General features: G+C 59.0%; 26 protein-coding genes, 1 other RNA gene and 1 pseudogene. 18 read left to right on the top strand and 10 right to left on the bottom strand.

The features are described from left to right. Positions 1-16: 16 nt before the first annotated feature. On the top strand, positions 17-427 hold the full coding sequence (locus BMX80_RS08235) for a zinc ribbon-containing protein (RefSeq protein ID WP_074867169.1): 411 nt from the start codon (positions 17-19) through the stop codon (positions 425-427). 58 nt (positions 428-485) lie between these two features. After that, positions 486-1,267: pseudogene (locus BMX80_RS08230) on the top strand (YdcF family protein). Here BMX80_RS08230 and lnt read toward each other — a convergent pair. From lnt to miaB, 5 genes are all read right to left on the bottom strand, one after another. Beyond that, positions 1,231-2,757 (bottom strand): apolipoprotein N-acyltransferase, encoded by a 1,527-nt coding sequence (gene lnt / locus BMX80_RS08225; protein WP_074867167.1) that lies wholly within the window; start codon positions 2,755-2,757, stop codon positions 1,231-1,233. The pseudogene BMX80_RS08230 and the gene lnt overlap by 37 nt on opposite strands. 8 nt (positions 2,758-2,765) lie before the next feature. Further along, entirely contained in the window at positions 2,766-3,599 is an 834-nt protein-coding gene (locus BMX80_RS08220; RefSeq protein ID WP_071873078.1) for an HlyC/CorC family transporter, read from the bottom strand. A 7-nt stretch (positions 3,600-3,606) separates the two neighbouring features. After that, entirely contained in the window at positions 3,607-4,062 is a 456-nt protein-coding gene (ybeY, locus tag BMX80_RS08215; protein WP_074867165.1) for an rRNA maturation RNase YbeY, read from the bottom strand. After that, entirely contained in the window at positions 4,059-5,063 is a 1,005-nt protein-coding gene (locus tag BMX80_RS08210; RefSeq protein WP_074867163.1) for a PhoH family protein, read from the bottom strand. Before BMX80_RS08210 ends, ybeY begins: the two co-directional genes overlap by 4 nt. A 99-nt stretch (positions 5,064-5,162) precedes the next feature. After that, on the bottom strand, positions 5,163-6,491 hold the full coding sequence (miaB, locus tag BMX80_RS08205) for a tRNA (N6-isopentenyl adenosine(37)-C2)-methylthiotransferase MiaB (protein WP_074867160.1): 1,329 nt from the start codon (positions 6,489-6,491) through the stop codon (positions 5,163-5,165). A 134-nt stretch (positions 6,492-6,625) separates the two neighbouring features. Here miaB and BMX80_RS08200 point away from each other — a divergent pair, with 134 nt between their 5' ends. After that, positions 6,626-6,952, top strand: coding sequence for a DUF1820 family protein (locus BMX80_RS08200; RefSeq protein WP_074867158.1), 327 nt, complete (start codon positions 6,626-6,628; stop codon positions 6,950-6,952). Positions 6,953-7,017: 65 nt separating this feature from the next. Here the strand turns inward: BMX80_RS08200 and BMX80_RS08195 are convergent, their stop codons facing one another. Further along, complete coding sequence (locus BMX80_RS08195) at positions 7,018-8,058, bottom strand: NADP(H)-dependent aldo-keto reductase (protein WP_074867156.1); 1,041 nt, start codon at positions 8,056-8,058, stop codon at positions 7,018-7,020. Between the two features lie 217 nt (positions 8,059-8,275). On the opposite strand from BMX80_RS08195, the gene rplM reads away from it, so the two are divergent. The 7 genes from rplM to BMX80_RS08160 all read left to right on the top strand — a co-directional run bounded on the left by rplM (position 8,276) and on the right by BMX80_RS08160 (position 13,067). After that, complete coding sequence (rplM, locus tag BMX80_RS08190; RefSeq protein ID WP_074867153.1) at positions 8,276-8,704, top strand: 50S ribosomal protein L13; 429 nt, start codon at positions 8,276-8,278, stop codon at positions 8,702-8,704. 15 nt (positions 8,705-8,719) lie between these two features. Further along, on the top strand, positions 8,720-9,112 hold the full coding sequence (gene rpsI, locus BMX80_RS08185; RefSeq protein ID WP_074867150.1) for a 30S ribosomal protein S9: 393 nt from the start codon (positions 8,720-8,722) through the stop codon (positions 9,110-9,112). A gap of 222 nt (positions 9,113-9,334) precedes the next feature. After that, complete coding sequence (gene petA / locus BMX80_RS08180; protein ID WP_074867148.1) at positions 9,335-9,928, top strand: ubiquinol-cytochrome c reductase iron-sulfur subunit; 594 nt, start codon at positions 9,335-9,337, stop codon at positions 9,926-9,928. Further along, positions 9,928-11,139 (top strand): cytochrome b, encoded by a 1,212-nt coding sequence (locus BMX80_RS08175; RefSeq protein WP_071873071.1) that lies wholly within the window; start codon positions 9,928-9,930, stop codon positions 11,137-11,139. The genes petA and BMX80_RS08175 overlap by 1 nt, the downstream gene beginning before the upstream one ends. After that, entirely contained in the window at positions 11,139-11,921 is a 783-nt protein-coding gene (locus tag BMX80_RS08170) for a cytochrome c1 (RefSeq protein WP_071873070.1), read from the top strand. Before BMX80_RS08175 ends, BMX80_RS08170 begins: the two co-directional genes overlap by 1 nt. An 88-nt stretch (positions 11,922-12,009) precedes the next feature. Further along, positions 12,010-12,636, top strand: a complete 627-nt coding sequence (locus tag BMX80_RS08165) for a glutathione S-transferase N-terminal domain-containing protein (RefSeq protein ID WP_071873069.1) — start codon at positions 12,010-12,012, stop codon at positions 12,634-12,636. Between the two features lie 11 nt (positions 12,637-12,647). After that, positions 12,648-13,067 carry a ClpXP protease specificity-enhancing factor gene (locus BMX80_RS08160; RefSeq protein WP_071873106.1) on the top strand — a complete coding sequence of 140 codons (420 nt, stop codon included), beginning with the start codon at positions 12,648-12,650 and terminating at the stop codon, positions 13,065-13,067. A 55-nt stretch (positions 13,068-13,122) separates the two neighbouring features. Here BMX80_RS08160 and BMX80_RS08155 read toward each other — a convergent pair whose 3' ends face one another. Genes BMX80_RS08155 through BMX80_RS08140 form a run of 4 tightly spaced genes read right to left on the bottom strand, consistent with a single transcriptional unit; the run spans position 13,123 to position 16,474 of the window. Next, a complete protein-coding gene (locus tag BMX80_RS08155) occupies positions 13,123-13,701 on the bottom strand; it encodes a BON domain-containing protein (protein ID WP_074867147.1) in 579 nt (192 codons plus the stop codon). Beyond that, a complete protein-coding gene (locus BMX80_RS08150; RefSeq protein WP_071873067.1) occupies positions 13,698-14,291 on the bottom strand; it encodes a phosphoheptose isomerase in 594 nt (197 codons plus the stop codon). The genes BMX80_RS08155 and BMX80_RS08150 overlap by 4 nt, the downstream gene beginning before the upstream one ends. 13 nt (positions 14,292-14,304) lie before the next feature. After that, complete coding sequence (locus tag BMX80_RS08145) at positions 14,305-14,676, bottom strand: YraN family protein (RefSeq protein WP_071873066.1); 372 nt, start codon at positions 14,674-14,676, stop codon at positions 14,305-14,307. Next, entirely contained in the window at positions 14,669-16,474 is a 1,806-nt protein-coding gene (locus BMX80_RS08140) for a penicillin-binding protein activator (RefSeq protein WP_074867146.1), read from the bottom strand. The genes BMX80_RS08145 and BMX80_RS08140 overlap by 8 nt, the downstream gene beginning before the upstream one ends. A 139-nt stretch (positions 16,475-16,613) precedes the next feature. On the opposite strand from BMX80_RS08140, the gene rsmI reads away from it, so the two are divergent. The 8 genes from rsmI (at position 16,614) to BMX80_RS08100 (ending at position 24,396) form a co-directional block, all read left to right on the top strand. Then, entirely contained in the window at positions 16,614-17,459 is an 846-nt protein-coding gene (gene rsmI, locus BMX80_RS08135; RefSeq protein ID WP_074867144.1) for a 16S rRNA (cytidine(1402)-2'-O)-methyltransferase, read from the top strand. Between the two features lie 32 nt (positions 17,460-17,491). Then, positions 17,492-17,834: RNase P RNA component class A (gene rnpB, locus BMX80_RS08130), an RNA gene on the top strand. A gap of 310 nt (positions 17,835-18,144) precedes the next feature. After that, the gene (mraZ, locus tag BMX80_RS08125) at positions 18,145-18,600 is read left to right on the top strand and encodes a division/cell wall cluster transcriptional repressor MraZ (RefSeq protein ID WP_071873063.1); all 456 of its coding nucleotides are present in this window, start codon (positions 18,145-18,147) and stop codon (positions 18,598-18,600) included. Further along, positions 18,597-19,541, top strand: a complete 945-nt coding sequence (gene rsmH / locus BMX80_RS08120; protein WP_074867142.1) for a 16S rRNA (cytosine(1402)-N(4))-methyltransferase RsmH — start codon at positions 18,597-18,599, stop codon at positions 19,539-19,541. Before mraZ ends, rsmH begins: the two co-directional genes overlap by 4 nt. Next, positions 19,538-19,834, top strand: coding sequence for a cell division protein FtsL (gene ftsL / locus BMX80_RS08115; RefSeq protein WP_074867140.1), 297 nt, complete (start codon positions 19,538-19,540; stop codon positions 19,832-19,834). The genes rsmH and ftsL overlap by 4 nt, the downstream gene beginning before the upstream one ends. Beyond that, positions 19,831-21,576, top strand: coding sequence for a peptidoglycan D,D-transpeptidase FtsI family protein (locus BMX80_RS08110; RefSeq protein ID WP_074867138.1), 1,746 nt, complete (start codon positions 19,831-19,833; stop codon positions 21,574-21,576). Before ftsL ends, BMX80_RS08110 begins: the two co-directional genes overlap by 4 nt. Continuing rightward, positions 21,576-23,039 carry a UDP-N-acetylmuramoyl-L-alanyl-D-glutamate--2,6-diaminopimelate ligase gene (gene murE / locus BMX80_RS08105; protein WP_074867137.1) on the top strand — a complete coding sequence of 488 codons (1,464 nt, stop codon included), beginning with the start codon at positions 21,576-21,578 and terminating at the stop codon, positions 23,037-23,039. Before BMX80_RS08110 ends, murE begins: the two co-directional genes overlap by 1 nt. Beyond that, a complete protein-coding gene (locus tag BMX80_RS08100) occupies positions 23,032-24,396 on the top strand; it encodes a UDP-N-acetylmuramoyl-tripeptide--D-alanyl-D-alanine ligase (protein WP_074867134.1) in 1,365 nt (454 codons plus the stop codon). The genes murE and BMX80_RS08100 overlap by 8 nt, the downstream gene beginning before the upstream one ends. Positions 24,397-24,398 lie beyond the last annotated feature (2 nt).

Here is a 24,398-nt window from a genome sequence, read left to right as displayed (position 1 = left end):
GGATTGAGGCTTGACCATGGCGACTGTGAAAACTCACGAAGTCTTCGCCGACGGTCTCTACGAACGCTTGCTGGAACGTGTCGCGCATGCCCTTGAGGACGCCGATGATCTCAGTGCGAAGGGTGGAGTGGCGCCGGCAGAAGTTGATCTGGAAGGACTATCCGCCGAAGAAGTAGCGTGGTTGCGCGCCTTTGTGCAGCGCGACCTGCAATGGTTGCGCGGCTGGCATGCCGCGGCACGGCGCATGCGTGCGCTGAGCTTGGCGCAAGCTGAGGCTGAGCCGCCCAAAGAGCTCGTCGACGGCGGCGAGCCATTTGGCTTGGTTTGCGCCTTGTGCGAAACCACCCTAATTCAACAGCCGCGCAAAGGCGTGGAACCTTGCCCTAGTTGTGGCTCGCGCTTGTTTCGGGCGGTGAACAGACGCTGATACTCTTGCCGTTTTCTCGTTCGGCGCCGTGCTTGCTGCGCCATGTTAAGGATTCGGCATGGAATGGCGCTACCTGATTAGGGCCCTCATGCTGCCGCCTGGCAGCTTGCTTTTATTACTGTTACTGGCCTGGTGGCTGCGCGTGCGTTGGCCAAAGTTTGCCACGGCAGCGCTATTGCTAGCCGTAGGTGGCTTGTGGCTCATGGGTGCGCCACGCATGGTGCAGTGGCAAGCGAGCCTATTAGAAAGCGAACCGGCGCTAGATTGGCGCAGCGACTGGGCTGAGCAAGCGCAAGCCATTGTGGTGCTGGGCGGTGGGCGTGAGCGTGGCGACCCCGGTTGGGGGGGGATGCGCCGAGTCAGATGGCCGCTGAGCGGGTGCGCTATGCGGCGCGACTGGCCAAACACAGCGGTTTACCGATTTTAGCCAGCGGTGGTTTGCACTACGGCGAGCCGCCCAGTGAGGCCTATCTTGCCGGGCAGATGCTCCAGCAAGATTTCGCCGTGACGCTACGTTGGCAAGAAGGCCTAAGCCGGACTACTTGGGAAAACGCCACTTACAGCGCGGCGCTTCTCAAGCAGGCGGGTGTTCAGCGCATTGTCTTGGTCACGCAGGCGTGGCACATGCCGCGTGCACGCTGGTGTTTTGAGCAGCAAGGCTTAACCGTGCTGGCCGCGCCGATGGGTTTTCTCAGTGTGTCGCATGGGCGTCCGTGGGGCGGCTGGCTGCCAGAGGGCAAGGCCTTCTGGCAGAACCAATTGCTGCTCAACGAATGGTTTGGCTTGCTGAGCTATCCGTGGCTTTATGCGGTGACAGCGTCGTCCAGCGCTTCACGCTGACGGCGAAAGGCAGCAAAGCCCAAAATGCCTAAGCACAACATGCTCAGTGGCCAGCTTTGCCAGCGCAGGTAAGGCGTGAGGCCTTGCATAGGTTGCACTTCGCCGCGCAGCACGCCTTGCGTAAAGCTGGGGATGCGCTGGGCGATGCGCCCTTGCGGGTCGATCAAGGCGGTGACGCCGGTGTTGGTGGCGCGCAGCATCCAGCGACCGGCTTCTAAAGCGCGCATTTGTGCCATTTGCAGGTGTTGTAGCGGGCCGATGGAGTCGCCAAACCAAGCATCGTTGCTCACCGTGAGCAGCAGGCTGCTGTCAGCCGCCAGGCGTGCGGCAAAGTCGGGATAGACCACTTCGTAACAGATGTAGCTGGCCAGACGTTGGCCTTGGGCGAGCAGTAAGGTTTGCTCGGCATGCCCGCGCGAGAAGTTGCTCATGGGCAAGTCAAAGAAGGCAATCAGCCCGCGTAGAACGTCTTCGAGTGGTACGTATTCGCCAAAAGGCACCAATTTTTGCTTCAGATAAGTGCCTTCGCCTTGGCCCAACACAGTGATGCCGTTGAAGTAGCGCCAACCGTGCGGCGCCGCCTCGCGCAGCGGAATGCCGGTAATCAGCGCGCGGTTACTGCTGGCCATGAGGCTGTCGAGCTCGTTGAGATAGCCTTCGGCGTAGTCACGCAGCACAGGTACGGCGGTTTCTGGCCATACGATCAGGTCACTCTCTTCATTGATCGACAAATCGCGATACAGGCGCAGTGTGTTGGTCAGCTCTTCGGGCTGCCATTTCATGGCTTGGTTGATATTGCCCTGCACCAGACTGGTGCTCAGCGGTTTGCCTAGCGGACTGGTCCACTGCTGATTGACCAGTGCCAGCGCCGCTAGCCATGGCAAAGCCAATAAACCGGCGATGGCGAAGCGCGCTGGCGGCTGATGGCGACGCGTACATAGCTCGGCCAGCCCAGCACCGGTGAGCGCTAAGGCAAATGAGATCAGCCAGACGCCGCCAATCGGAGCTAACGCGGCGAGCGGGCCAGCTAGCTGGCTGTAGCCGCTGTATAGCCAAGGGAAGCCAGTCAAGAACCAGCCGCGAAACATCTCTTGCGCGACCCACAGCGCAGCAAACGCCAAGGGGTTAAAGAGCCCCGGTGCTTGCCGCAGCCAGCGTGCCCATAGATAGGCAGGCAGGGCAAAGAACAGCGCCACGCCCGCGCAAAAGGCGAAGGTGAGTGAGCCAGCCAGCACGGGTGAGGCCGCGCCGTAATCGTGAATGCTGACGTAGATCCAGCTGGTGCCGGCCAGAAACGCTCCCAGACCGTAGCTCCAGCCGCGTAGCAGCGCTTGGCGTGGGCTCAAGCGCTGCAGCAGCAAATACAGCAGGGCGATGCTCAGTGGCGCGATAGGCCAAATATCAAAAGGCGCCAAGGCGAGCGGCGTAATAGCGCCAGCCAGCCCGGCGAGGCCATGACCGGCAAGGCCCGGCTGAACGAACACGCGCATGATGATTCTCAGTTGCTAGGGGTGACGCGCAGTAGATGTACCCGACGGCTGTCGGCATGCAGTATGCGGAAGCGGAAGCCCTGAATTTCCACCACCTCGTTGCGCTTGGGCAGATGGCCAAAGTGGTTCATCACTAAGCCGCCGATGGTGTCGAATTCTTCTTCGGAGAACTCACTGTCGAAGTGCTCGTTAAAGTCTTCGATCGGGGTTAGCGCTTTAACGATGCAATCGCCGCTGGGGAGCGGCTTGACGTAGCTGTCTTCGGCAACGTCGTGCTCGTCTTCGATCTCGCCGACGATTTGCTCCAGCACGTCTTCAATAGTTACCAAGCCCGCTACGCCGCCGTACTCGTCAATCACAATAGCCATGTGATTGCGCGTGGTGCGGAACTCTTTCAGCAGCACGTTAAGACGCTTGGACTCGGGCACGAAGGTGGCCGGGCGCAGCAGGTCTTTGAGGTTGAAGTCGTCGTCGCTTTTCAGAATCAGCGGCAGCAGGTCTTTGGCGAGCAAAATGCCCAGCACTTCATCGTTGCTGTCGCCTACCACCGGGTAGCGGGAGTGGGCGGCTTCCAGCACGTCGGGCAGGAAGTCGCGCGGTTCTTGGCCGGCTTTAATGGTGGTCATTTGCGAGCGCGGCACCATGATGTCGCGCACTTGCAGGTCAGAAACCTGAATCGCGCCTTCGACAATGGCGAGGGCTTCGCTGTCCAGCAGCTTGTTTTGATGGGCTTCGTGGAGCAGTTCCAGTAGCTCCTGACGATTTTTCGGCTCATGGGCAAAAGACTGCATTAGCTTTTCCAGCCAGGACTTTTGCCCGTTGCTCGATCGCTCTTCGCTCATCGTGGTGTCACTCTTCCTCGTGGTAGGGGTCAGGATAGCCGAGTTCGGCGAGCAGCTTACGCTCCAGCGCTTCCATGACATCGGCGTCACTGTCTTCAATATGGTCGTAGCCCTGCAAATGCAAGCAGCCATGGATCACCATGTGCGCCCAATGGGCTTCGACCCCTTTGTTGTGTTCGCCTGCCTCGCGCAGCACTACTGGCGCGCAAATGGCAAGATCGCCAATCAACGGCAGGCCCAGCTCTGGTGGCAGGTCAGCCGGGAAAGACAGCACATTGGTGGCGTAGTCTTTGTGGCGATAGGTGTTATTCAGCTCGCGGCCTTCGGCTTCGTCAACGATACGAATGGCTAGCTCGCTGGTCTCACGCTCGCGCAGGGCGATGGCGCACCACTGCTCGAACTGCGCCTCGCTGGGAATGCCTGAGCAGTCGCTGGCAATCTCGATATCCACCTGCACACTCATTCGCTCGGCGCCTCAGGCTTAGGTTTGCGCGATGGGGCTTTGTCTTCGTAGGCCTCGTAGGCTTCGACAATGCGCTGCACCAGCGGGTGGCGTACCACGTCTTTGGGGCGGAAATGGGTGAAGCCGATGCCCGGCACCTCGCCCAAGACATTCACCACATGGCTCAGGCCCGAGCGGGTGCCGCGCGGCAAGTCGACTTGGGTAATGTCGCCGGTAATTACTGCGGTAGAGCCAAAGCCAATCCGGGTGAGGAACATTTTCATCTGCTCAACCGTGGTGTTTTGGCTTTCGTCCAAAATAATAAAGCTGTTGTTCAGCGTGCGGCCGCGCATATAGGCCAGCGGAGCGACTTCAATCACGTTGCGCTCGATCAGCTTGCTGACATGCTCAAAGCCGAGCATTTCATACAGTGCGTCGTACAGTGGGCGCAGGTAGGGGTCGATCTTTTGCGCTAAATCGCCGGGTAGAAAGCCGAGTTTTTCGCCGGCTTCCACCGCTGGGCGCACCAGCAGAATGCGGCGGATTTGCTCGCGTTCTAGGGCATCCACAGCGCAAGCCACGGCCAGATAGGTCTTGCCGGTACCGGCTGGGCCGATGCCGAAGTTGATGTCGTGGCTCTGGATCGACTTAACGTACTTCTGCTGATTAGCGCCGCGCGGGCGAATATGCGCCTTGCGGGTTTTTAGCGTAATCGGTGCGCCTTCGCTGGGCTCGTCGAGATCTTCTAGCGCTGACTCTTGCAGGTACAAGTGCACCAGCGCTGGGGTGAGTTCGGTGCCGTTGCGCGTTTCGCGGTACAGGCGTTTGATCAGTCGTGCCGCCGCTTTGAGGCGTTCTTCTTCGCCAGACAGCTCGAAATCCATACCGCGATTGGCGATATGAATATCCATGCGCTTTTCAATTTGGCGCAGGTTTTCATCGAATTGGCCGCACAGGTTGGCGAAGCGTTGGGCGTCGCTGGGCTCCAGCGTGAAACTTAAAGAAGGTAGTGGACTGTTCAAGGGCGTTGGCTGAGCCGGTAACCGGCAGGGATAAGGTGGTCAGAATACCCCGCGCCATGCACGATGCAAAGTGCGGCGCGGGGTGGCGTGAAGGGCTGTTTAGTGCACGAGCGTGCCGCGTAGAGAATGCGGCATGGCTTCTTCGATGCTGACTTGGACGAACTGGCCGATCAGGCGCGGGTTATCGCTGCGGAAGTTGACCACGCGGTTGTTGTCGGTGCGGCCTTGCAGCATGCCGGGGTCTTTCTTCGAGTAGTCGGTCACCAGAATGCGTTGGGTGGTGCCGACCATGCGGCGGCTGTTCTCAAAGCCTTGCTGATTAAGGCGCGCTTGGAGAATTTGCAGGCGCTGCTTTTTGACCTCTTCAGGCGTGTCGTCGACGAGGTCAGAGGCTGGCGTGCCGGGTCGCGCGCTATAAACGAAGGAGTAGGAGAAGTCGAAGCCGACGTCTTCAACCAGCTTCATGGTTTGCTCGAAATCTTTGTCGGTTTCGCCGGGGAAGCCGACGATAAAGTCCGAACTGATACAGATGTTCGGCGCCGCTGCTTTGAGCTTGCGAATTTTCGACTTGTACTCCAGTACGGTGTGGTTGCGCTTCATCGCTGCCAGCACGCGGTCGGAGCCAGACTGCACCGGCAAGTGCAAATGGGCGACCAGTTGCGGGACTTCGGCATGCGCTTGGATCAGGCTGTCAGTGAACTCTACCGGATGGCTGGTGGTGTAACGAATGCGCTCGATGCCGTCGATGGCAGCAATGGTGCGCACTAGCTCGGCCATGTCGGCGGTGGTGCCACCGTGGGTTTCCGCACGATAGGCATTAACGTTTTGGCCCAGCAAAGTGACTTCGCGCACGCCGTTTTCCGCCAGGTGCAGCACTTCGGCGAGCACGTCATCGAACGGACGGCTGACTTCTTCGCCACGGGTGTAGGGCACCACGCAGAAAGTGCAGTACTTGCTGCAGCCTTCCATGATCGACACAAACGCGGTGGGGCCGTCGACGCGCGGCTCTGGCAAGCGGTCAAATTTTTCGATTTCCGGGAAACTTACATCCACCTGCGCGCTGCCGGTACTGCGTGCGGCGTCGATCATTTCCGGCAGGCGGTGCAAGGTTTGCGGGCCAAACACGACATCCACAAACGGGGCGCGTTCGCGCAGTGCTGCACCTTCTTGGCTGGCTACACAGCCGCCCACGCCAATCACTAGGTCAGGGTTCTTTTGCTTCAGCGGGCGCCAGCGGCCCAGCTCGGAGAACACCTTTTCTTGGGCTTTTTCGCGAATCGAACAGGTGTTGAGGAGGATGACGTCGGCCTCATCGGGGTTCTCCGTCAGCTCCATAGCATCGTGTTCGCCAAGCAGGTCGGCCATGCGCGATGAGTCGTATTCGTTCATCTGGCAGCCGTGGGTCTGGATGTAGAGTTTCTTAGCCATGGTGGGTAGGTAAAACCGCTTGAGTCATTACTGAACCGCGCATTATAGGGATGCTCGTCGCTGCTTCCTAGCGTCGCTTGTCTGCGCTTTGTTATGCTCGCCGGCCATTTTTACCGTGTGAGTTTGTTTAGCCCATGAAGCACAGTGATGAGCCGATTTTTCGGGTGATCTTTCATAACCAAGGGCAAGTGTTCGAGATGTACGCGCGGCAGGTCTATCAAAGCGACCTGTGGGGCTTTTTGGAAGTGGAAGAGTTTATCTTCGGCGAGCGTTCGCAACTGCTGGTCGATCCGGCCGAAGAAAAATTGAAAACCCAGTTTGAAGGCGTAAAGCGCAGCTTTGTGCCGCTCAATGCGATTGTGCGCATTGATGAAGTGCAGCGCTTAGGCGTGGCGAAGATCAGCGAAGCCAAAGGCAACGTGATGCCCTTTCCAATGCCGGCGCCGAGTGATCGCAGTTAGGCAGTGGCTGCTTATTAGTAGAAAAGGCCTTGGTGATTGAGAAATCCCAAGGCCTTTTTCTTGGGTTACGGAGCGGGGTTGGGTTGCTCGCGGTGAATGGCTTCAATGCTGGCCAAAAGCTCGTCGCTTAAGGTCAGCTCGCTGCTGGCAAGGTTTTCTTCAAGCTGTGCAAGGCTGGTGGCGCCAATGATGTTGCTGGTCACAAACGGGCGGCTGGTGACAAAGGCTAGGGCCATTTGGCTGGGGCTCAGGCCGTGCTGCTGGGCGAGTTCGACATAACGTGCGCAAGCGGCTTCGGCTTGCGGGTTGGTGTAGCGCTGGAAGCGGGTAAAGAGCGACAGGCGTGCGCCGCTGGGGCGGGCGCCATTGGCGTATTTGCCACTCAATACGCCAAATGCCAGTGGCGAATAGGCGAGCAGGCCCAGCTGTTCGCGCATAGCGATTTCTGCCAGGCCGACTTCAAAGGTGCGGTTCAATAAGTTGTACGGGTTCTGAATGCTCACCGCGCGGGGCAGGCCGCGTTGCTCGGCGTGCTGCAGATACTGCATGGCGCCCCAGGGTGTTTCGTTAGAGATGCCAATGTGGCGAATCTTGCCCGCTTGCACGTGGCGCTCCAGCGCGGCCAAGGTCTCTTCGATGGCGGTGAGGGTTTCGTCGCTGTTGTGCTGGTAGCCCAGCTGGCCGAAAAAATTCGTGCTGCGATCTGGCCAGTGCAGTTGATATAGGTCGATGTAGTCGGTCTTGAGCCGTTCAAGGCTGGCATCGATGGCGGCATCGATGTGTTGCTGGTTAAGGCGCGGCTGGCCATCACGAAAATAGCTAAGCCAGTCGCCGGGGCCAGCTACTTTGCTGGCGATGATCCAGTCTTCGCGGCCGCCGCGTGCTTCTAGGTACTGGCCGATAATCCGCTCGGTGGCGCCGTAGGTTTCTGGGCGCGGCGGTACGGAATACATTTCTGCGGTATCAATAAAGTTCACGCCATGGGCTTTGGCGCAGTCAATCTGGGCAAAAGCATCTTCGGCGGTGTTTTGCTCGCCCCAGGTCATGCTGCCTAAACACAGGCTGCTAACGGTGAGTGAAGTGCGGCCAAGCGGTCTTTGCTGCATGTGTGATGTCCCTTTGTGCTTGAATTTCTCTCTGAGCTAGGCATAATGCCGCAACTTTTCGGCGGGGGATGCCTAGCCTGCTGAATTTTTGCCCAGTACTGATGCTCGACCCGAGCCCCACTTGGTGCGTCAGTCCGTGGCTGTTGGCTTGTTTTGGCAAGCGCTGTCCAGTAAGATGTGCCGCCCTGAATTCGTGGCGGCCCTTGAGGCTATTTAAATGAAAACTTTTTCTGCAAAACCGGAAACGGTCAAGCGCGACTGGTTCGTAGTCGACGCTGAAGGTCAGACCCTGGGTCGTCTGGCTACTGAAATTGCTTCCCGCCTGCGTGGTAAGCACAAGCCTGAGTACACCCCGCACGTTGATACTGGCGATTACATCGTCGTTATCAATGCTGAGAAAGTGCGTGTAACTGGCGCTAAAACCAGCGACAAGATTTACTACAGCCACAGCGGCTTCCCGGGCGGCATTAAGTCCATCAGCTTTGAAAAGCTGATCGATCGTGCGCCGGAGCGTGTGATTGAGACCGCTGTTAAGGGCATGCTGCCGAAGAACCCGCTGGGTCGTGCCATGTACCGTAAGCTGAAAGTGTATGCCGGTACTGAGCACCCGCATACTGCTCAGCAGCCCCAAGAACTGAAGTTTTAACGGAGTAGGTTGATTATGTCGGCGACTCAAAACTACGGCACTGGCCGTCGTAAGACAGCTACCGCTCGCGTCTTCCTGCGTCCGGGTACTGGTAACATTCGCATCAACAACCGCTCGCTGGAGCAGTTCTTTGGTCGCGAAACTGCACGCATGGTTGTGCGTCAGCCGCTCGAGCTGACTGAGACCGTGGAAAAGTTTGACATCGTGGTCACCGTTGCTGGTGGTGGTATCTCCGGTCAAGCCGGTGCCATCCGTCACGGTATCACTCGCGCTCTGATCGAGTACGACGAGACTCTGCGTTCGCCGCTGCGTAAAGCTGGCTACGTAACTCGTGACGCTCGTGAAGTTGAGCGTAAGAAAGTGGGTCTGCGTAAAGCGCGTAAGCGTCCGCAGTTCTCCAAGCGTTAATTCGCTTTTCGCAAGAACGCCCGGTGCTTTGCATCGGGCGTTTTTGTTTGTCTGGGAAAAAGTTAAAAGGCTCTGCTGCGCTTATTTGCCGTGGCTTAACCGGCCTTTTACCTTGCGAAATACAGGGGTTTTCTTTACCATGCCCCGGTTTTTTGGGCGCTTGTTCCCAACCCGATTAGACTCTGTAAAGGGTCACGTAAAGCCGATGGGGAGACACATAAAATGAGCAATGACGGCGTGAATGTAGGCCGGCGTCGCCTCCTGATCGCATCCACTTCGATAGTGGGTGCAGCAGGGGCGGTCGGTGCTGCTGTCCCGTTCGTGGGGTCATGGTTCCCGAGTGCCAAGGCGAAAGCCGCTGGTGCTCCGGTCAAGGTGAATGTGGGTAAGCTTGAGCCCGGCCAGCAGATGGTGGCCGAATGGCGTGGCCAGCCGGTATTCATCGTGCGCCGTACCGAAGACACCTTGAAGACTTTGGCCGGCATGACAGAGGTCGTGGCTGACCCAGAATCGCAAAAGTCGGTACAGCCGACTTACGTCGACCCACAGGTTCGCTCGATCAAGCCTGAGCTGCTGGTGCTGGTTGGTTTGTGCACCCACTTGGGTTGTGCGCCGACCTTCCGCCCCGAAGTGGCCCCGCAAGATTTGGGTCCGGAGTGGAAAGGTGGCTACTTCTGCCCCTGTCACGGTTCGCGCTATGACTTAGCTGGTCGCGTTTATAAGGCCCAGCCTGCGCCGCTGAACCTCCCCGTGCCGCCGCACCGCTATGAAACTGATGACGTTATCGTCGTTGGTGAGGACCAGGAGAAAGCATGATGGAAAAGTTCATGGCCTGGATCGATGCTCGCTTCCCTGCTACGCAAATGTGGGAAGAGCATCTGAGCAAGTACTACGCTCCGAAAAACTTTAACTTCTTCTACTTCTTCGGCTCGCTGGCGCTGTTGGTTCTGGTTAACCAGATTCTGACCGGCGTATGGCTGACCATGAGCTTCGAGCCGTCGGCTGAAGGCGCGTTTGCCTCGGTCGAATACATCATGCGTGATGTGGAATACGGCTACATCATCCGCTACCTGCACTCCACTGGCGCTTCGGCGTTCTTCGTGGTGGTGTATCTGCACATGTTCCGTGGTCTGATGTACGGCTCGTACCGTCAGCCGCGTGAGCTGGTGTGGATCTTCGGTATGCTGATCTACTTGGCGCTGATGGCGGAAGCCTTCATGGGTTACCTGCTGCCGTGGGGCCAGATGTCCTACTGGGGCGCGCAGGTGATCATCTCCTTGTTCGGCGCTATTCCGGTGATCGGTGATGGCCTGACGGAGTGGATCCGTGGTGACTACCTGATCTCTGGTATCACCCTGAACCGCTTCTTCGCCCTGCACGTGATTGCCCTGCCGATCGTGATTCTCGGCTTGGTAGTGATGCACATCATTGCCCTGCACGAAGTGGGTTCCAACAACCCGGATGGCGTTGAGATCAAGAAGCACAAAGACGAGAACGGCGTACCGCTGGACGGCATTGCCTTCCACCCGTACTACACCGTGAAAGATATCGTCGGCGTGGTGGTGTTCTTGTTCATCTTCTGCACCATCGTGTTCTTCTTCCCGGAGATGGGCGGTTACTTCCTCGAGAAGCCGAACTTCGAAGCGGCGAACCCGTTTAAGACCCCCGAGCACATTGCCCCGGTGTGGTACTTCACCCCTTACTACGCGATCCTGCGCGCCGTGCCGGATAAGCTGCTGGGTGTGATTGCCATGGGTGCGGCGATTGCCATTCTGTTCGTGCTGCCGTGGCTCGACCGTAGCCCGGTGAAGTCCATGCGCTACAAGGGCTGGATGAGCAAGATCTGGCTGGTGGTGTTCGTGATTTCGTTCATCATTCTGGGCGTGTTGGGTGTACTGGCGCCGACGCCGGGCCGCACCTTGCTGTCGCAGGTATGTACCTTCCTGTACTTCGCGTTCTTCCTCCTGATGCCGTTCTACACCAGGATGGAAAAAACCAAACCGGTTCCGGAAAGGGTGACAGGCTAATGAAAAAGCAATTCTTTGCATGGATTATTGCCCTGATGCCAGTGGTTGCTCTGGCTGCGGGCTCGGGTTATCCGCTGGATAAAGCCGATATCGATTTGCGCGATCAGGCTGCTCTGCAAGATGGCGCGAAAACCTTCGCCAACTACTGCATGGGCTGTCACTCGGCGCAATACCAGCGCTATGAGCGTGTGGCTAACGACATCGGTATTCCGCATGACCTGATGATGGAAAACCTGGTCTTCACCGGCGCCAAAATTGGCGACCACATGAAGATCGGTATGCGCCCGGATGATGCCAAGGTATGGTTCGGCGCAGCGCCGCCGGATCTGACTCTGGTCGCTCGCGTACGTGGTGCTGACTGGCTGTACACCTACCTGCGTACCTTCTATGAAGACGCGACCCGCCCGCTGGGTGCCAACAACAAGCTGTTCCCCAACGTGGGTATGCCGAACGTGTTGGCTGACCTGCAAGGCCGTCAGGTGATTGGCTGCAAGCAAGTGCCGCTGCGCGACGACAACCACAAGGTGGTGTACGACCCGCTGACTGCCAAGCCGGTGACCAAGGAAAGCTGTGAAGAGCTGACCATTGTGCCCAACACTGGCAAGCAGACTGCTGAAGAGTTCGACACCACCGTGCGTAACCTAGTGACCTTCTTGGCTTATTCGGCTGATCCGAACAAGCTGGAGTCGCAGCGCATTGGTATGTATGTCCTGCTGTACCTAGCCTTCTTCTTTATTTTCGCTTACCTACTCAAGCGCGAATATTGGAAGGATGTGCATTAATCGGCAGCTAGTGTGCCGATAGCAACGCGCGCTCCGCGAGGGGCGCGCGTTTGCGTTTCTAAATTTCGTAGTAAATAGGGGATACCCCATGGCGGTAGCCAATAAGCGTTCGACAATGGCGTTGTTTTCCGACCCGAGTGATCACTACTGTCACCGGGTTCGTATTGTTCTGGCCGAAAAGGGCGTGACGGTCGATGTGATCGACGTGCAAAACGGCAAGTATCCGGAAGAGATGCTCGAAGCGAACCCTTATGGCACCACGCCGACGCTGCTCGATCGTGAGCTGAACCTGTACAACGCCAACGTGATGATGGAATACCTCGACGAGCGTTTTCCGCATCCGCCGTTGCTGCCGGTGTATCCGGTAGCGCGTGCTAACAGCCGTCAGCTGGTGCAGCGTATTGAGCGTGACTGGTGCCGCTTGGCGGACATTATTCTGGCTGCCAAGAGCAAGCCCGCCGAAGTCACTGCTGCGCGCAAAGAGCTGCGTGAAAGCCTGATTGGCGTGTCACCGATTTTTGCCGAAATGCCGTTCTTTATGAGTGAAGAATTCAGCTTGGTGGATTGCTGTTTGATTCCGATTCTGTGGCGTTTGCCGCTGCTGGATATCGAGCTGCCGCGCCAAGCCAAGCCGCTGCAAGAGTACATGGAGCGCATGTTTGCCCGTGAGGCGGTGCAGGCAAGTCTGTCGAAGTTTGAGCGGGATCTGCGCTAACCATGAGCGAGATGACCTCCAGTCGGCCCTACATGCTGCGTGCCTTGTACGAGTGGATTCTCGATAACCAAGCTACGCCGCACATTCTGGTCAACGCCCAGTGGCCGAACACCGAAGTGCCACGCGCCTATGTGAATGACGGGCAAATCGTCCTTAACTTGGCGCCCAGTGCAATCCGTAATTTATTTATGGATAACCAGTGGGTGACTTTCGATGGTCGCTTTGGTGGTCAGGCGCATGCGCTGCGCATTCCGGTTGAGGCCGTGATGGCGATTTACGCGCGTGAAAATGGTCAGGGCATGGTGTTCGATCTGGAGCCGGCGCAACCTGAGCAGTTGGCCGATGCAGAGGCCGAACCAGTCGATGACAATGGCCCGGACGATGACGGGCCTAGCGGCGGTGGCCGCCCGCGCTTACGCGTGGTGAAGTAATCGGCTAGGCACAAAAAAGGCGACCATTGCGGTCGCCTTTTTTATCCGGCGCTGTTTAGTTGATGTACTCAAACACGCGCACGATGCGCTGCACGCCAGCGACGCCCTGCACCAAACTGGTCGCTAGGCTGGCTTCTTGGCGGGTGACTAAGCCCATCAGGTAAACCACGCCGTTCTCGGTGATGACCTTGATGCGGCGGCCCGGAATGCTGTTGTCAGCGAGCATTTGGGTTTTGATCTTGGTGGTCAGCAGGCTATCGCTGCTGCGTGCGGTGAATGGAATGACCGGACCAACCGTCAGCTCATTTTGCACGCGCTTCACGCGCTGCACGTTTTGTGCGGCGCGGGCGGCGAGGTCTTTAAGCTCGGCGCGCGGTACTTGGCCAATCAACAGCACCACACCGTTGTAGCTGATGTTAATTACCCGGCTGGCGGTGGCCAGATCTGGGTGCGCTTTATCGATGTTCACCGTGACCTTGGTTTCGATCAGGGTGTCGTCGATGGCGCTGCCGGTGGTGCGGGTGCCGCGGTTATCGTGAATTGGCTCGTCACGGGTGGCGCTTAAAAGGCTGCCGCAGCCGCTCAGGCTGACGATAAGCGCTAGGCAGAATAAGTGCTTTAACGGATGGGTCATTCTTCACTCCCAAACAATTGACGATCAATCAGGTCGCACAAGCAGTGGATAGCCAGTAGGTGGACTTCCTGAATGCGTGCGGTGACGCGCGACGGCACGCGGATTTCCACGTCGTCAGGCAGCAGCAGGGCGGCCATTTCACCACCGTCGCGGCCAGTCAGTGCGACTACATGCATGTCGCGGTCGTGAGCGGCTTGAATGGCTTGCACTACGTTGCCGGAGTTGCCGCTGGTGGAGATAGCCAAGAGGATGTCGCCGGGCTGACCCAGGGCGCGGATCTGCTTGGAGAACACTTCGTTGTAGCTGTAGTCGTTAGCGATTGAGGTGATGGTGGAGCTGTCGGTGGTCAGGGCAATGGCCGGCAGGCTTGGGCGTTCGCGCTCGAAACGGTTGAGTAACTCGGAGGAGAAGTGCTGCGAGTCACCCGCGCTACCGCCGTTACCACAGGCGAGGATTTTGCCTTCGCCCAGCAGTGCATTGACCATCAGCTGGCTGGCTAATTCGATTTGCGGGGTGAGCACGTCTACCGCGCGGGCTTTGGTCTCAATGCTGTCGTTGAACAGTTGACGGATACGAGCTTGCAAATCCATGGAGTCACCTTAGTTACGGGCGGAAGGCGTCGCGGAGCCATTCCAGTTGAGGCTGATGTTCGGGGCCGCTGGCGCTGATGGTATCGAAGCGGCAGGCCAGATGCGACCATTTCGCATTGGCTTGCAGCCAAGCCTGCGCGCTGTTGATCAATTTGTGTTGCTTGCGCTGATCGATGCTCGCCAGTGCACCGCCAAAGCGGTTGTCGCGCCGGTAGCGTACTTCGATAAACACCACGGTGTCGCGTTCGCGCATCACCAGATCCAGCTCGCCATAACGGCAGTGCCAGTTTTGGCTGAGTAAGTTAAGGCCGGCGCGACGCAAATAAGCACACGCGGCTTGCTCGATCAGCTCGCCGCGTGCGCGGGTGTGCGGTGGGTTAGTCAAGCGGGCGCACTTGGCCGTCAACAAACTCAGCCCAAGGCAGGCTGCGTTGAATGCGACGGTCAGCGGTTAGGCTGAGGCGGCCGGTTTCGCCATCCACCGGGGCGTCCGGCATCAGTAGCAGCTGATTGAGGCGCGGCGTCAGGCGGTAAGCGTCGATGCCCATGGCGTACAGGCGCCCTAAGCCGCCGGTGGCTTGCGGCCAGGCGTTGCTCAGTTGTTGGCGCATGCTGTCGTCTTGATTGAGCAGCCACGGCGTTTCGTTAAAGCGAATGCCGTTCATGTCTTTGATTTCTTGCGCGCTAAAGCCGCTATTCACATGCGAGGTGGCGTACACCGGCAGGTCGCCAGCGTATTGGAAGGTCAGCGTCGGCTTGATCTGTCGGGCCTGAATGGGGCTCGCAGCGAGGAAGACAAAGTCGATGTCCTGACGGCGTGTCGGCAGGGCGTTGATGTCTTTGCCTAGGGCGGCCGAGAGGCGTTTGGCGCGCTGTTCGCTGCTGCGCAGGTCCATCAGTTCGGCAATTTGGTTAGCCAGTTGCACCGGCTGGTCGACATGGCTGGTGGCGAGTAATTGGCCGCCCAGTTGCTGCCACTCTTGCTCAAAGGCGGCGACCACACGTCGCCCCCAATGGCTGTTGGGCACCATGGCGATGGCGCGGCGATGGCCGTCCAGCCACGCCTGCTGGGCGGCAGAGCGCGCTTCATCTTCGGCGGCTAGGCCGAACTGGAACATCTGTGCCGGCGCTTGGCTGGCGCCTTCAGCGTAGTTCAGCGCTAGGGTCGGCAGGGGCAGGCTTTGGCGGCGAGCCAGCTCGCTCACTTGGGCTTTATCCAGCGGGCCAACAACGAGCTGAATGCCGTCGGCGCTAGCTTGCTGGTAGAAGGCATCTAAATTGCTCAGGCGGCTGCTGTCATAAAAGGTGACTTCCGGTACTGGCGCGCCTTGTTGCAGCGATTGCAGGCGGGCGGCCATGAAGCCATCGCGTAGGGCGCGACCGACGCCGGCCAGCTCGCCTTCAGCCGGTAGCAGCAGGGCGATATGCTGCAGCGGTTGGCTGGCGCTGTTCATCAGCTTTTCGAGCTTGCTTGGAAGCTCAAGTGCAGCCGGGTGATTGGGGTGGATATTGCGCCACACGGTAACGTTCTGCTGGAGCAATTCGGCGGAGGGGCTTTCGCGCACGGTTAAGGCTAGTTGCATCCAGCCGTCGAGATCCGCCTCATTGGCAGCGCCGGCTTGCAGGGTGTCGGTCGACAGTTGGCTGACCAGCGACCAAATCGCTTGGTGATTGCTATGGGCGTTGCGGTCTTTTAATAGCGGCGCCAAGTACAGGCGCTCGCGCAGGGCTTGCAAGGTTTTGCCGTTGGCTTCCAGCGCGGCAACACGGGCTAGCTGGGTGCGCTCTTGTTGCGCTAACGGCAGTTCAGCGAGGTGCGCCATTACTGGGTGTTCTAGGGCACGTAGTGCGCTGCGCGGACGTTTGCGTGCCAGCATGGATTCGGCATCTAAGGTCAGGGCGAAAATCTGCTGCGCGGGCTTGAGCTGGTCAACCGTGACCAGATCTAGCACTTGGCTGGCGCGCTTGGCATCGCCTTGCTGCAGGGCGAGGTTCGCGGCAGAGAGACGCAGCAAATCAGCTGCTTCGCCGCTTTGGCTGCTGGCTTCTAGCAGTAGCTGATCGACACTGGCTTGTTCGGGGACGCTGGGCAGCTGGCCAAGGGTGGAACTGGGCTGGCTGGCGCAAGCGGCGAGCAGACTGGCCAAGCTAAGAGTGGCCAGCAAACGCAAAGATGAGGGCATGGGGCTTTCCCGTAGGCTTTTTTATGCTGCGCCGATTGTAACCAAAGCCAGCCGCTGGGTGCGATTGCTGTGCAGGTTAAGTGCGTGGTCGGGCCTGGCTTGCGGTTACACTGTGCGCTCTTTCACGGGGAGGTGGCGCATGGCCGCACACGGGCAGCTGTTTATTGTCGCAACGCCGATCGGCAATCTAGAAGACATCACCGCTAGGGCTTTGCGCGTGCTGGCCGAGGTGGATGTGATTGCCGCAGAAGACACCCGGCACTCGGCCAAATTAATGCAGCACTTCTCTATTAATACCCCGTTGATTGCTTGCCATGATCATAACGAGCGCGATTTGGCAGAGCGCTTGATTGCGCGTATGCAGGGTGGCGACTCGGTGGCGCTGATCTCCGATGCTGGCACGCCGTTGATTTCTGATCCGGGTTATCACTTAGTACGGCAGGTGCGTGAGGCTGGACTTAAGGTGGTGCCTGTGCCCGGTGCCTGCGCCATGGTCGCGGCGTTAAGTGCTGCCGGTTTGCCGTCAGATCGTTTCGCCTTTGAAGGTTTTTTGCCGGCAAAAAGCGCCGGGCGCCAAGCGCGTTTGGCGGCGTTGGCAGAGGATGAGCGCACCTTGATCTTCTACGAGGCGCCGCATCGTTTGCTGGAGAGCTTAAAAGATATGCAGGCCGCCTTTGGTGAGCAGCGCCAAGCCGTATTGGCGCGTGAGCTGACCAAAACCTTCGAGACCCTGCACGGCGCGCCGCTGGCTGAGTTGGTGGCCTGGGTGGCGGCGGACAGTAATCAGCAGCGTGGTGAGTGCGCAGTGCTGGTTGCGCCTTGGCAGCGCCCGGAAGGTGAAGAGTCGCTGGATGCGCACACATTAAAAGTGCTGGATGCCTTGCTGGCCGAATTGCCGGTCAAAAAAGCCGCTGCGCTGGCCGCGCAAATTACCGGCGCGCGAAAAAATCTGCTTTATCAGCAGGCACTTGAGCGTAAAGGTTGAGCTTACCCAAGGCAGAGGATAAGCTTGCGCGCAGAGTTGGTTGGACAGTCGCTGCCGCAAGGTGGAGGAAAGTCCGGGCTCCATAGGGCAAAGTGCCAGGTAACGCCTGGGAGGCGCGAGCCTACGGAAAGTGCAGCAGAAAGCAAACCGCCTAAGCGCGTAAGCGCCGGTAAGGGTGAAAAGGTGCGGTAAGAGCGCACCGTGCGACTGGTAACAGTTCGTAGCGTGGTAAACCCCACTTGGAGCAAGACCAAATAGGAACCCGTTGGCGTGGCCCGCGCTGGGTTCGGGTAGGTTGCTAGAGGTCGTCAGTGATGGCGATCCCAGAGGAATGACTGTCCTCGACAGAACCCGGCTTATAGACCAACTCTTTCTTTTTCCCTCGATCTGCCCGCTGCGGCATATCTATTCGCTAATCAAGACCAAAAAAATCTTACTCTTAAGAACTTACTTTAAGTTCTTAAGCCAATCGTTTGTTGGTCAAAAAGTATCCTCCGAAAGCTGTCGCGTAATTCCCTCCCACTTTCCCCCATTTTTGCTAACCCACCGTCAGATAAGGATTTTTTCCTCTGCGGGGTGCTTGCGTGGGCGTATTGGCATACCTATAGTGTGCTCAAGTGGCATGAAGTGGGTAGAAGTGGGATCACTTGGGCATGGATAGCTAATAAACGGGGGCAAACACAACGTGTTTCGCGGAGCTAACGCCATCACATTGGACGCCAAAGGGCGCTTAGCGATGCCAAGTCGGTATCGCGATGCTCTGCTGTCCGCCTGTGAGGGCCAGCTGATCGTGACCCTCGATACCGTTGACCCTTGCCTGCTGGTCTACCCGCTCCCGGAGTGGGAAATCATCGAAAGCAAACTGCGCAGCCTGCCGTCACTGAATGAGCAAGCGCGCCGTTTGCAGCGCGTATTAATCGGTAATGCGGTGGAGATGGAGCTCGACGGCAGTGGCCGCTTCCTCGTTCCGCCGCGTCTGCGCGACAAAGCCGGTCTGGATAAAAAAGCCGTGCTGGTTGGCCAGATCAATAAGTTTCAGTTGTGGAACGAAGCCGCTTGGGATGCCCAGTGCGAGGCTGACTTGGCGGCGATTACCGGGCCTGAAAGCCTTCCTGAAGAAATGCAGAGTCTGACCCTGTGAGTAACGTCGATCATCAACATATCAGCGTCATGCTGGAGCCCTGCCTTGAGGCGCTTAACCTCGTGGCGGCCGGCTGCTATGTCGATGGCACGTTTGGGCGTGGCGGTCACACCCGCGCCGTGTTGGCGCAGCTGGGTGCCGACGGTCGCATGCTGGGTTTTGATAAAGACCCGCAAGCCATCGCTACGGGGCAGCAGTTGGCCGCCGAAGATGCGCGCTTTGCCATTGTGCAGCGCAGCTTTGCCGAGATGGCCGATGAGCTGGCACAGCGCGGTTTGCTCGGTAAAGTCGATGGCGTATTGCTGGACTTGGGCGTGTCATCGCCGCAGTTGGACGACGCCAGTCGCGGCTTCAGCTTCTTGCAAGATGGCCCGCTGGACATGCGCATGAACCCGGATGCCGGTGAAAGCGCTGCGCAGTGGATTGCCCGCGCCGACGAAGAAGAAATCGCCCGGGTGATTTATGAATACGGCGAAGAGCGCTTCTCGCGCCGTATGGCGCGCGCCATTGTGCAGCGCCGCGAGCAGGAGCCCTTTACCCGTACCTTGGACTTGGCTGAGGTGATCAAGCAAGCCAATCCGGCTTGGGAGAAGGGGAAGCACCCGGCCACTCGGGCCTTTCAGGCGCTGCGGATTCATGTGAATCAAGAACTGGAAGACTTAGAGCGCGGCCTAGAGGCCGCGCTGGACGTTTTAGCCGTGGGTGGCCGTTTGGCGGTGATCAGCTTCCATTCGCTGGAAGATCGCATCGTCAAACACTTCATGCGCAAGCAAGTGAAAGGCGAGCAAATCAATCTGCCGCGCAATTTGCCGGTGCAGGTCGAGCCCTTTAAGCCGCGGGTCAAACTGATCGGCAAAGTCCTGAAAGCCAGCGATGCCGAAGTGCGCGCCAACCCGCGTGCGCGCAGCGCTGTCTTGCGCATTGCGGAGAAGCTGCGATGAACGCGCAGAAGCTGGCCGGCGCTATGCCCAACGGCAGTTTGCTGCTGTTGGTGCTGTTTGTGCTGGTGCTCGGCTCGTCGATTGCCGTGGCGTACACCCAGCATTGGAATCGCCTGCTGCTCAATGATTTGTTCGGCGAGCTGAGTGTGCGTGACCGCGCACTGGCAGAGTGGGGCCGCTTGGTGCTGGAGCAAAGCACCTGGACCTCGCATGCGCGTATCGAAAGCCTGGCGGCCAGTCAGTTAGGCATGCAAGTGCCTGCCGCCACCGATGTGCAGTTGGTGAAACCATGAGCCGCTTAAGCGAAGCCCGTTATCCGTGGCGCTTTGGCTTAGTCTGCTTTGCCGTGGTGGCAATGGCGGGGGCGATTGGCTGGCGCATTGTTGATCTGCATATTTTTGATCGCGAATTTCTGCAAGCCCATGGCGATGCGCGCAGCGTGCGCCATGTGACTATCCCCGCGCATCGCGGCCTGATTACCGACCGCAACGGCGAGCCGCTGGCGGTGAGCACCCAGCTGATGACCCTGTGGGGCAACCCGCAAGAGCTGATGGGCGAGAAAGCCCGTTGGGGCGAGCTGGCCAGCACCTTAGGGGTCGATGGCCAAGAGCTGGCCAAGCGTATCGAAGCCAACGGCAAGCGCAGCTTTATGTACCTGCGCCGTGGCTTAAGCCCCGAACAAGGCGTTGAAGTGCTCAAGCTCAACTTGTCCGGCGTGTATGCCCGTGACGAGTTTCGCCGTTTCTACCCTGCCGGCGAAGTGGCCGCGCACGTGGTCGGCTTCACCAACGTGGACGAGCAGGGGCAGGAAGGCGTCGAACTGGCCTTCGATGAATGGCTGCGCGGCGTGCCGGGTAAGCGTCAGGTGCTGAAAGATCGTCGCGGCAAGCTGATTAAAGATGTGCAGGTAGTGAGTAATGCCCGCCGTGGTCGCACGCTGGCATTGTCGATTGATCTGCGCATTCAGTATTTGGCGCACCGTGCGCTGCGTCAGGCCTTGATCGATTTCGATGCCAAAGCCGGCTCCATGGTGTTGGTCGATGTGCACACCGGCGAGATTCTCGCCATGGCTAATCAGCCCACCTACAACCCGAATAACCGCAGCAATCTCGACCCCTCGGCCATGCGTAACCGTTCGCTGGTGGATGTGTTCGAGCCCGGCTCGACGGTCAAGCCGTTTACCGTGGCGCTGGGGTTGAACTCCGGCAAATACCTACCAGAAACTGTGGTGGATACGCGCCCCGGCTATATGTCGGTGGGCCGTAAAACAGTGCGCGATGTGCACAACTACGGTGTGCTGGATATCACCGGGGTGATCAAGAAATCCAGCAACATCGGTGTGGTGCGGATTGCCTTGGATTTAGGCGGGGAAAACCTCTACGCCATGCTCCAGCAGGTCGGCATGGGCCAAGATACCGGCTTAGGCTTCCCGGGTGAACGCGTCGGCAACTTGCCGAATTTTCGCGTTTGGAAGCCGGTAGAAACCGCGGTGATGTCCTACGGCTACGGCTTGTCGGTGACTGCCGCCCAGCTGGCGCATGCCTACGCCGTGCTGGCCAACGAAGGCAAAACCGTGCCGCTGTCGCTGCTGCGCTTAGATCAAAAGCCCGAAGCCGTCGGCGTGATGGACCCGGCCGTGGCCAATCAAGTGCTGAGCATGCTGCGTACTGTGGTGGATGAAGACGGCGGCACCGGTAGCCGCGCGCGCATTCCCGGTTATCAGGTCGGTGGTAAGACCGGCACAGTGCACAAGGTGGCTGCCGGTGGTGGCTACGAAGAGAAAAAATACCGTTCGTTATTTGCCGGCGTTGCGCCGATCAGCAAGCCACGCATTGCTGGTGTGGTGGTGATCGACGAGCCGCGGCCCAAATTCGGTGAGTACTACGGCGGCTTTGTCGCCGCACCGGTATTTGGCCAAGTGGTCGGCGGCGCGCTGCGCCTGATGAACGTGACCCCCGATAATTTGCCTGCGCCTGAGGCCAAGCCAGAAAAACTGGCGAACAAGGCGCCGGCAACCGCAGGAGGGCGAATTTAATGCCCATGCCGTTAAACCAATTGCTGGTTGAAGCCAGCAGCAGCACGCTGATCCGCGAGCTGACCTTAGACAGCCGCAAAGTGCGCGCCGGTGATTTGTTCCTCGCCTTGCCGGGCGTGAACAGTGATGGCCGCAGCCACATTGCCGATGCCTTAGCGCGCGGCGCCGCTGCGGTCGCGTATGAAAGTGAAGGCGCTGGCGAACTGCCGCAAACCGAAGTGCCCTTGGTTCCGGTTAAGCATCTGGCGCAGCACCTATCGGCCATTGCCGGGCGCTTTTATGGCGAGCCAAGCCGCAACTTGGCGGTGGTCGGCGTCACCGGCACCAACGGCAAAACCAGCGTCAGCCAACTGCTGGCGCAAGTGCTGGGCCGTTTAGAAACCCCGTGCGCGATTATCGGCACGCTGGGCAATGGCTTCTTCGATGACTTAAAAGCCGGCGTGCACACCACACCGGATGCCCTCTCGGTGCAGGCTGAGCTGGCGCGCTTTAAACAAGCCGGCGCCCAAGCGGTGAGTATGGAAGTGTCGTCGCATGGTTTAGAACAAGGTCGCGTGGCGGCGCTGCATTTTGATGTGGCGGTACTGACTAACCTGTCGCGCGATCATCTGGATTACCACGGCAGCATGCAGGCCTATGCCGCCGCCAAAGCCAAGTTGTTCCAGCGTCCAGAGCTGCGTGCGCGGGTGCTGAATTTAGATGACGCCTTTGGTGTTGAGCTGGCCGAACAGGGCGGCGAAGGCCGTTTACTCAGCTACAGCGTGGATAACCCCCAGGCTGATCTGTATTGCACCGCGGTGAGCTTTAGCGATGACGGCATCGAAGCGCGCTTGGCCGGTCGTTATGGCGAGGCCATGCTGCGCAGCCCCTTGCTGGGCCGTTTCAATTTAAGCAACTTGCTGGCGGTGATTGGCGCCTTGCTGGCGCTGGATTACCCGCTGGCCGATGTGTTGCGCGAGCTGCGCAGCGTACAAGGCCCGCAAGGCCGTATGCAGCGCTTGGGCGGTGGTGACAAGCCGCTGGTGGTGGTCGATTACGCCCACACCCCCGATGCGCTGGAAAAAGTACTCGAAGCGCTGCGCCCGCACTGCCATGGCCGCCTGCTGTGCTTGTTTGGTTGTGGCGGTGATCGTGATCGCGGCAAGCGCCCACTGATGGCGCAAATCGCCGAGCGCTTGGCCGATCAAGTGATCGTCACCGATGACAACCCGCGCACAGAAGCGCCAGAACAGATCTTCGCTGACATCCAGCAAGGCTTTAGCGATGCCGGTGGTGTGCAAGTGATTGCTGGGCGTGCTGCCGCGATTGCCCAGACGATTGCCGCAGCCAAAGCGGCCGATGTAGTGCTGTTGGCCGGTAAAGGTCACGAGCCGTATCAAGAAATTAACGGCGTGCGCCATGCCTTCTCGGATCTTGAGCAGGCACAGGCGGCGCTGGAAGGCTGGGAGGCCGCCGATGCTTGATGCCCTGCGCTTGAGTCAAATCGCCAGCGTGGTGAATGGCCAACTACAGGGCCTCGACGCCAGCTTTGGTGAAGTGAGCACCGACAGCCGTGCCCTGCGCGCTGGCAGTTTGTTTGTGGCGCTGCGCGGTGAGCGTTTTGATGGCCATGCCTACCTCGGCCAGGTGGCGGCGCAAGGTGCGGCGGCGGCGTTGGTGGAGCAAGCCGACAGCAGCGTGAATTTGCCGCAGCTGGTGGTCGCCGATACGCGTATCGCGCTGGGTAAGTTGGGGCAATTTAACCGTCGTTTATTCCGTGGCCCGGTGGTCGCGGTGACTGGCTCCAGCGGTAAAACCACCGTTAAAGAAATGCTCGCCGCTATCTTGGCGCAGCGTGGCCCGGTGCTCGCTACGCGCGGTAACTTGAATAACGACCTTGGTGCACCGTTGACGCTGTTAAGCATCAGCCCCGAGCACAAGCACGCAGTGATCGAGCTGGGTGCCAACCATGTTGGTGAAATTGCCTACACCGTGGCGTTAACCGAGCCGCAGGTGAGCATTCTCACCAACGCCGGCACCGCGCACGTGGGCGAGTTCGGTGGGCCGGAGAAAATCGTTGAGGCCAAGGGCGAGATTATCGACGGCCTCGCTGCCGACGGTATCGCCGTGCTGAACGCCGATGATGTGGCCTTCGATATTTGGTGCAAGCGTGCTGGCGAACGCCGCGTGCTGAGCTTTTCGATGAACGGTCAGCCTGCCGATTTCCGTGCCGAGCACGTTGAAATCGGCCCTCGTGGCTGCCCGCAGTTTGATCTGGTGTGTGCCGCAGGTCGGCAAGCTATCCAGTTGCAGTTGCTCGGTCAGCATAATGTCGCCAACGCGTTAGCGGCAGCCGCCGCGTGCTCGGCGCTGGGCCTGAGCTTGGACGAAATCGCCCAAGGCTTGGCGCAGCTAGAGCCAGTGCGGGGTCGTGGGGTGATTTCGCTGGGGCATAACGGCGTACGCCTGATCGACGATACCTACAACGCTAACCCGGTGGCGGTTAAAGCGGCCATCGAGACCTTGCGCCAATACAGTGGTCGCAAGGTGCTGGTGCTCGGCGACATGGGCGAGCTAGGACAATGGGCACAAGCGTCGCACCACGAAGTGGGCGCTTATGCCAAGGGCAAGGTGGATGCCCTGTATGCCGTAGGCCCGTGGATGGCCTATGCGGTGAAAGCGTTTGGCGCACAAGGCCGACACTTTGCCGATCAGGCGGCGCTGATTCAGGCGCTGGCCGACGAAACCAATAAAGACACCACCATTTTGCTTAAAGGCTCACGCAGTGCGGCGATGGACAAAGTCGTGCAGGCGCTCGGCGGCGCGGGGGAGGCGCACTGAGG

Source organism: Atopomonas hussainii, assembly GCF_900109735.1.
Lineage (GTDB): Bacteria > Pseudomonadota > Gammaproteobacteria > Pseudomonadales > Pseudomonadaceae > Atopomonas > Atopomonas hussainii.
The sequence above is the reverse complement of the archived record's forward strand: the minus strand, read 5'-3'. Positions and strand labels throughout refer to the sequence as shown.

Excerpts from the sequence above, each read along its gene's own strand:
- BMX80_RS08235 (WP_074867169.1), top strand. The coding sequence starts at position 17 with ATGGCGACTGTGAAAACTCACGAAGTCTTCGCCGACGGTCTCTACGAA.
- lnt (WP_074867167.1), bottom strand. The coding sequence starts at position 2,757 with ATGCGCGTGTTCGTTCAGCCGGGCCTTGCCGGTCATGGCCTCGCCGGG.
- BMX80_RS08220 (WP_071873078.1), bottom strand. The coding sequence starts at position 3,599 with ATGAGCGAAGAGCGATCGAGCAACGGGCAAAAGTCCTGGCTGGAAAAG.
- ybeY (WP_074867165.1), bottom strand. The coding sequence starts at position 4,062 with ATGAGTGTGCAGGTGGATATCGAGATTGCCAGCGACTGCTCAGGCATT.
- miaB (WP_074867160.1), bottom strand. The coding sequence starts at position 6,491 with ATGGCTAAGAAACTCTACATCCAGACCCACGGCTGCCAGATGAACGAA.
- BMX80_RS08200 (WP_074867158.1), top strand. The coding sequence starts at position 6,626 with ATGAAGCACAGTGATGAGCCGATTTTTCGGGTGATCTTTCATAACCAA.
- BMX80_RS08195 (WP_074867156.1), bottom strand. The coding sequence starts at position 8,058 with ATGCAGCAAAGACCGCTTGGCCGCACTTCACTCACCGTTAGCAGCCTG.
- rplM (WP_074867153.1), top strand. The coding sequence starts at position 8,276 with ATGAAAACTTTTTCTGCAAAACCGGAAACGGTCAAGCGCGACTGGTTC.
- rpsI (WP_074867150.1), top strand. The coding sequence starts at position 8,720 with ATGTCGGCGACTCAAAACTACGGCACTGGCCGTCGTAAGACAGCTACC.
- petA (WP_074867148.1), top strand. The coding sequence starts at position 9,335 with ATGAGCAATGACGGCGTGAATGTAGGCCGGCGTCGCCTCCTGATCGCA.
- BMX80_RS08175 (WP_071873071.1), top strand. The coding sequence starts at position 9,928 with ATGGAAAAGTTCATGGCCTGGATCGATGCTCGCTTCCCTGCTACGCAA.
- BMX80_RS08170 (WP_071873070.1), top strand. The coding sequence starts at position 11,139 with ATGAAAAAGCAATTCTTTGCATGGATTATTGCCCTGATGCCAGTGGTT.
- BMX80_RS08165 (WP_071873069.1), top strand. The coding sequence starts at position 12,010 with ATGGCGGTAGCCAATAAGCGTTCGACAATGGCGTTGTTTTCCGACCCG.
- BMX80_RS08160 (WP_071873106.1), top strand. The coding sequence starts at position 12,648 with ATGACCTCCAGTCGGCCCTACATGCTGCGTGCCTTGTACGAGTGGATT.
- BMX80_RS08155 (WP_074867147.1), bottom strand. The coding sequence starts at position 13,701 with ATGACCCATCCGTTAAAGCACTTATTCTGCCTAGCGCTTATCGTCAGC.
- BMX80_RS08150 (WP_071873067.1), bottom strand. The coding sequence starts at position 14,291 with ATGGATTTGCAAGCTCGTATCCGTCAACTGTTCAACGACAGCATTGAG.
- BMX80_RS08140 (WP_074867146.1), bottom strand. The coding sequence starts at position 16,474 with ATGCCCTCATCTTTGCGTTTGCTGGCCACTCTTAGCTTGGCCAGTCTG.
- rsmI (WP_074867144.1), top strand. The coding sequence starts at position 16,614 with ATGGCCGCACACGGGCAGCTGTTTATTGTCGCAACGCCGATCGGCAAT.
- ftsL (WP_074867140.1), top strand. The coding sequence starts at position 19,538 with ATGAACGCGCAGAAGCTGGCCGGCGCTATGCCCAACGGCAGTTTGCTG.
- BMX80_RS08110 (WP_074867138.1), top strand. The coding sequence starts at position 19,831 with ATGAGCCGCTTAAGCGAAGCCCGTTATCCGTGGCGCTTTGGCTTAGTC.
- murE (WP_074867137.1), top strand. The coding sequence starts at position 21,576 with ATGCCCATGCCGTTAAACCAATTGCTGGTTGAAGCCAGCAGCAGCACG.
- BMX80_RS08100 (WP_074867134.1), top strand. The coding sequence starts at position 23,032 with ATGCTTGATGCCCTGCGCTTGAGTCAAATCGCCAGCGTGGTGAATGGC.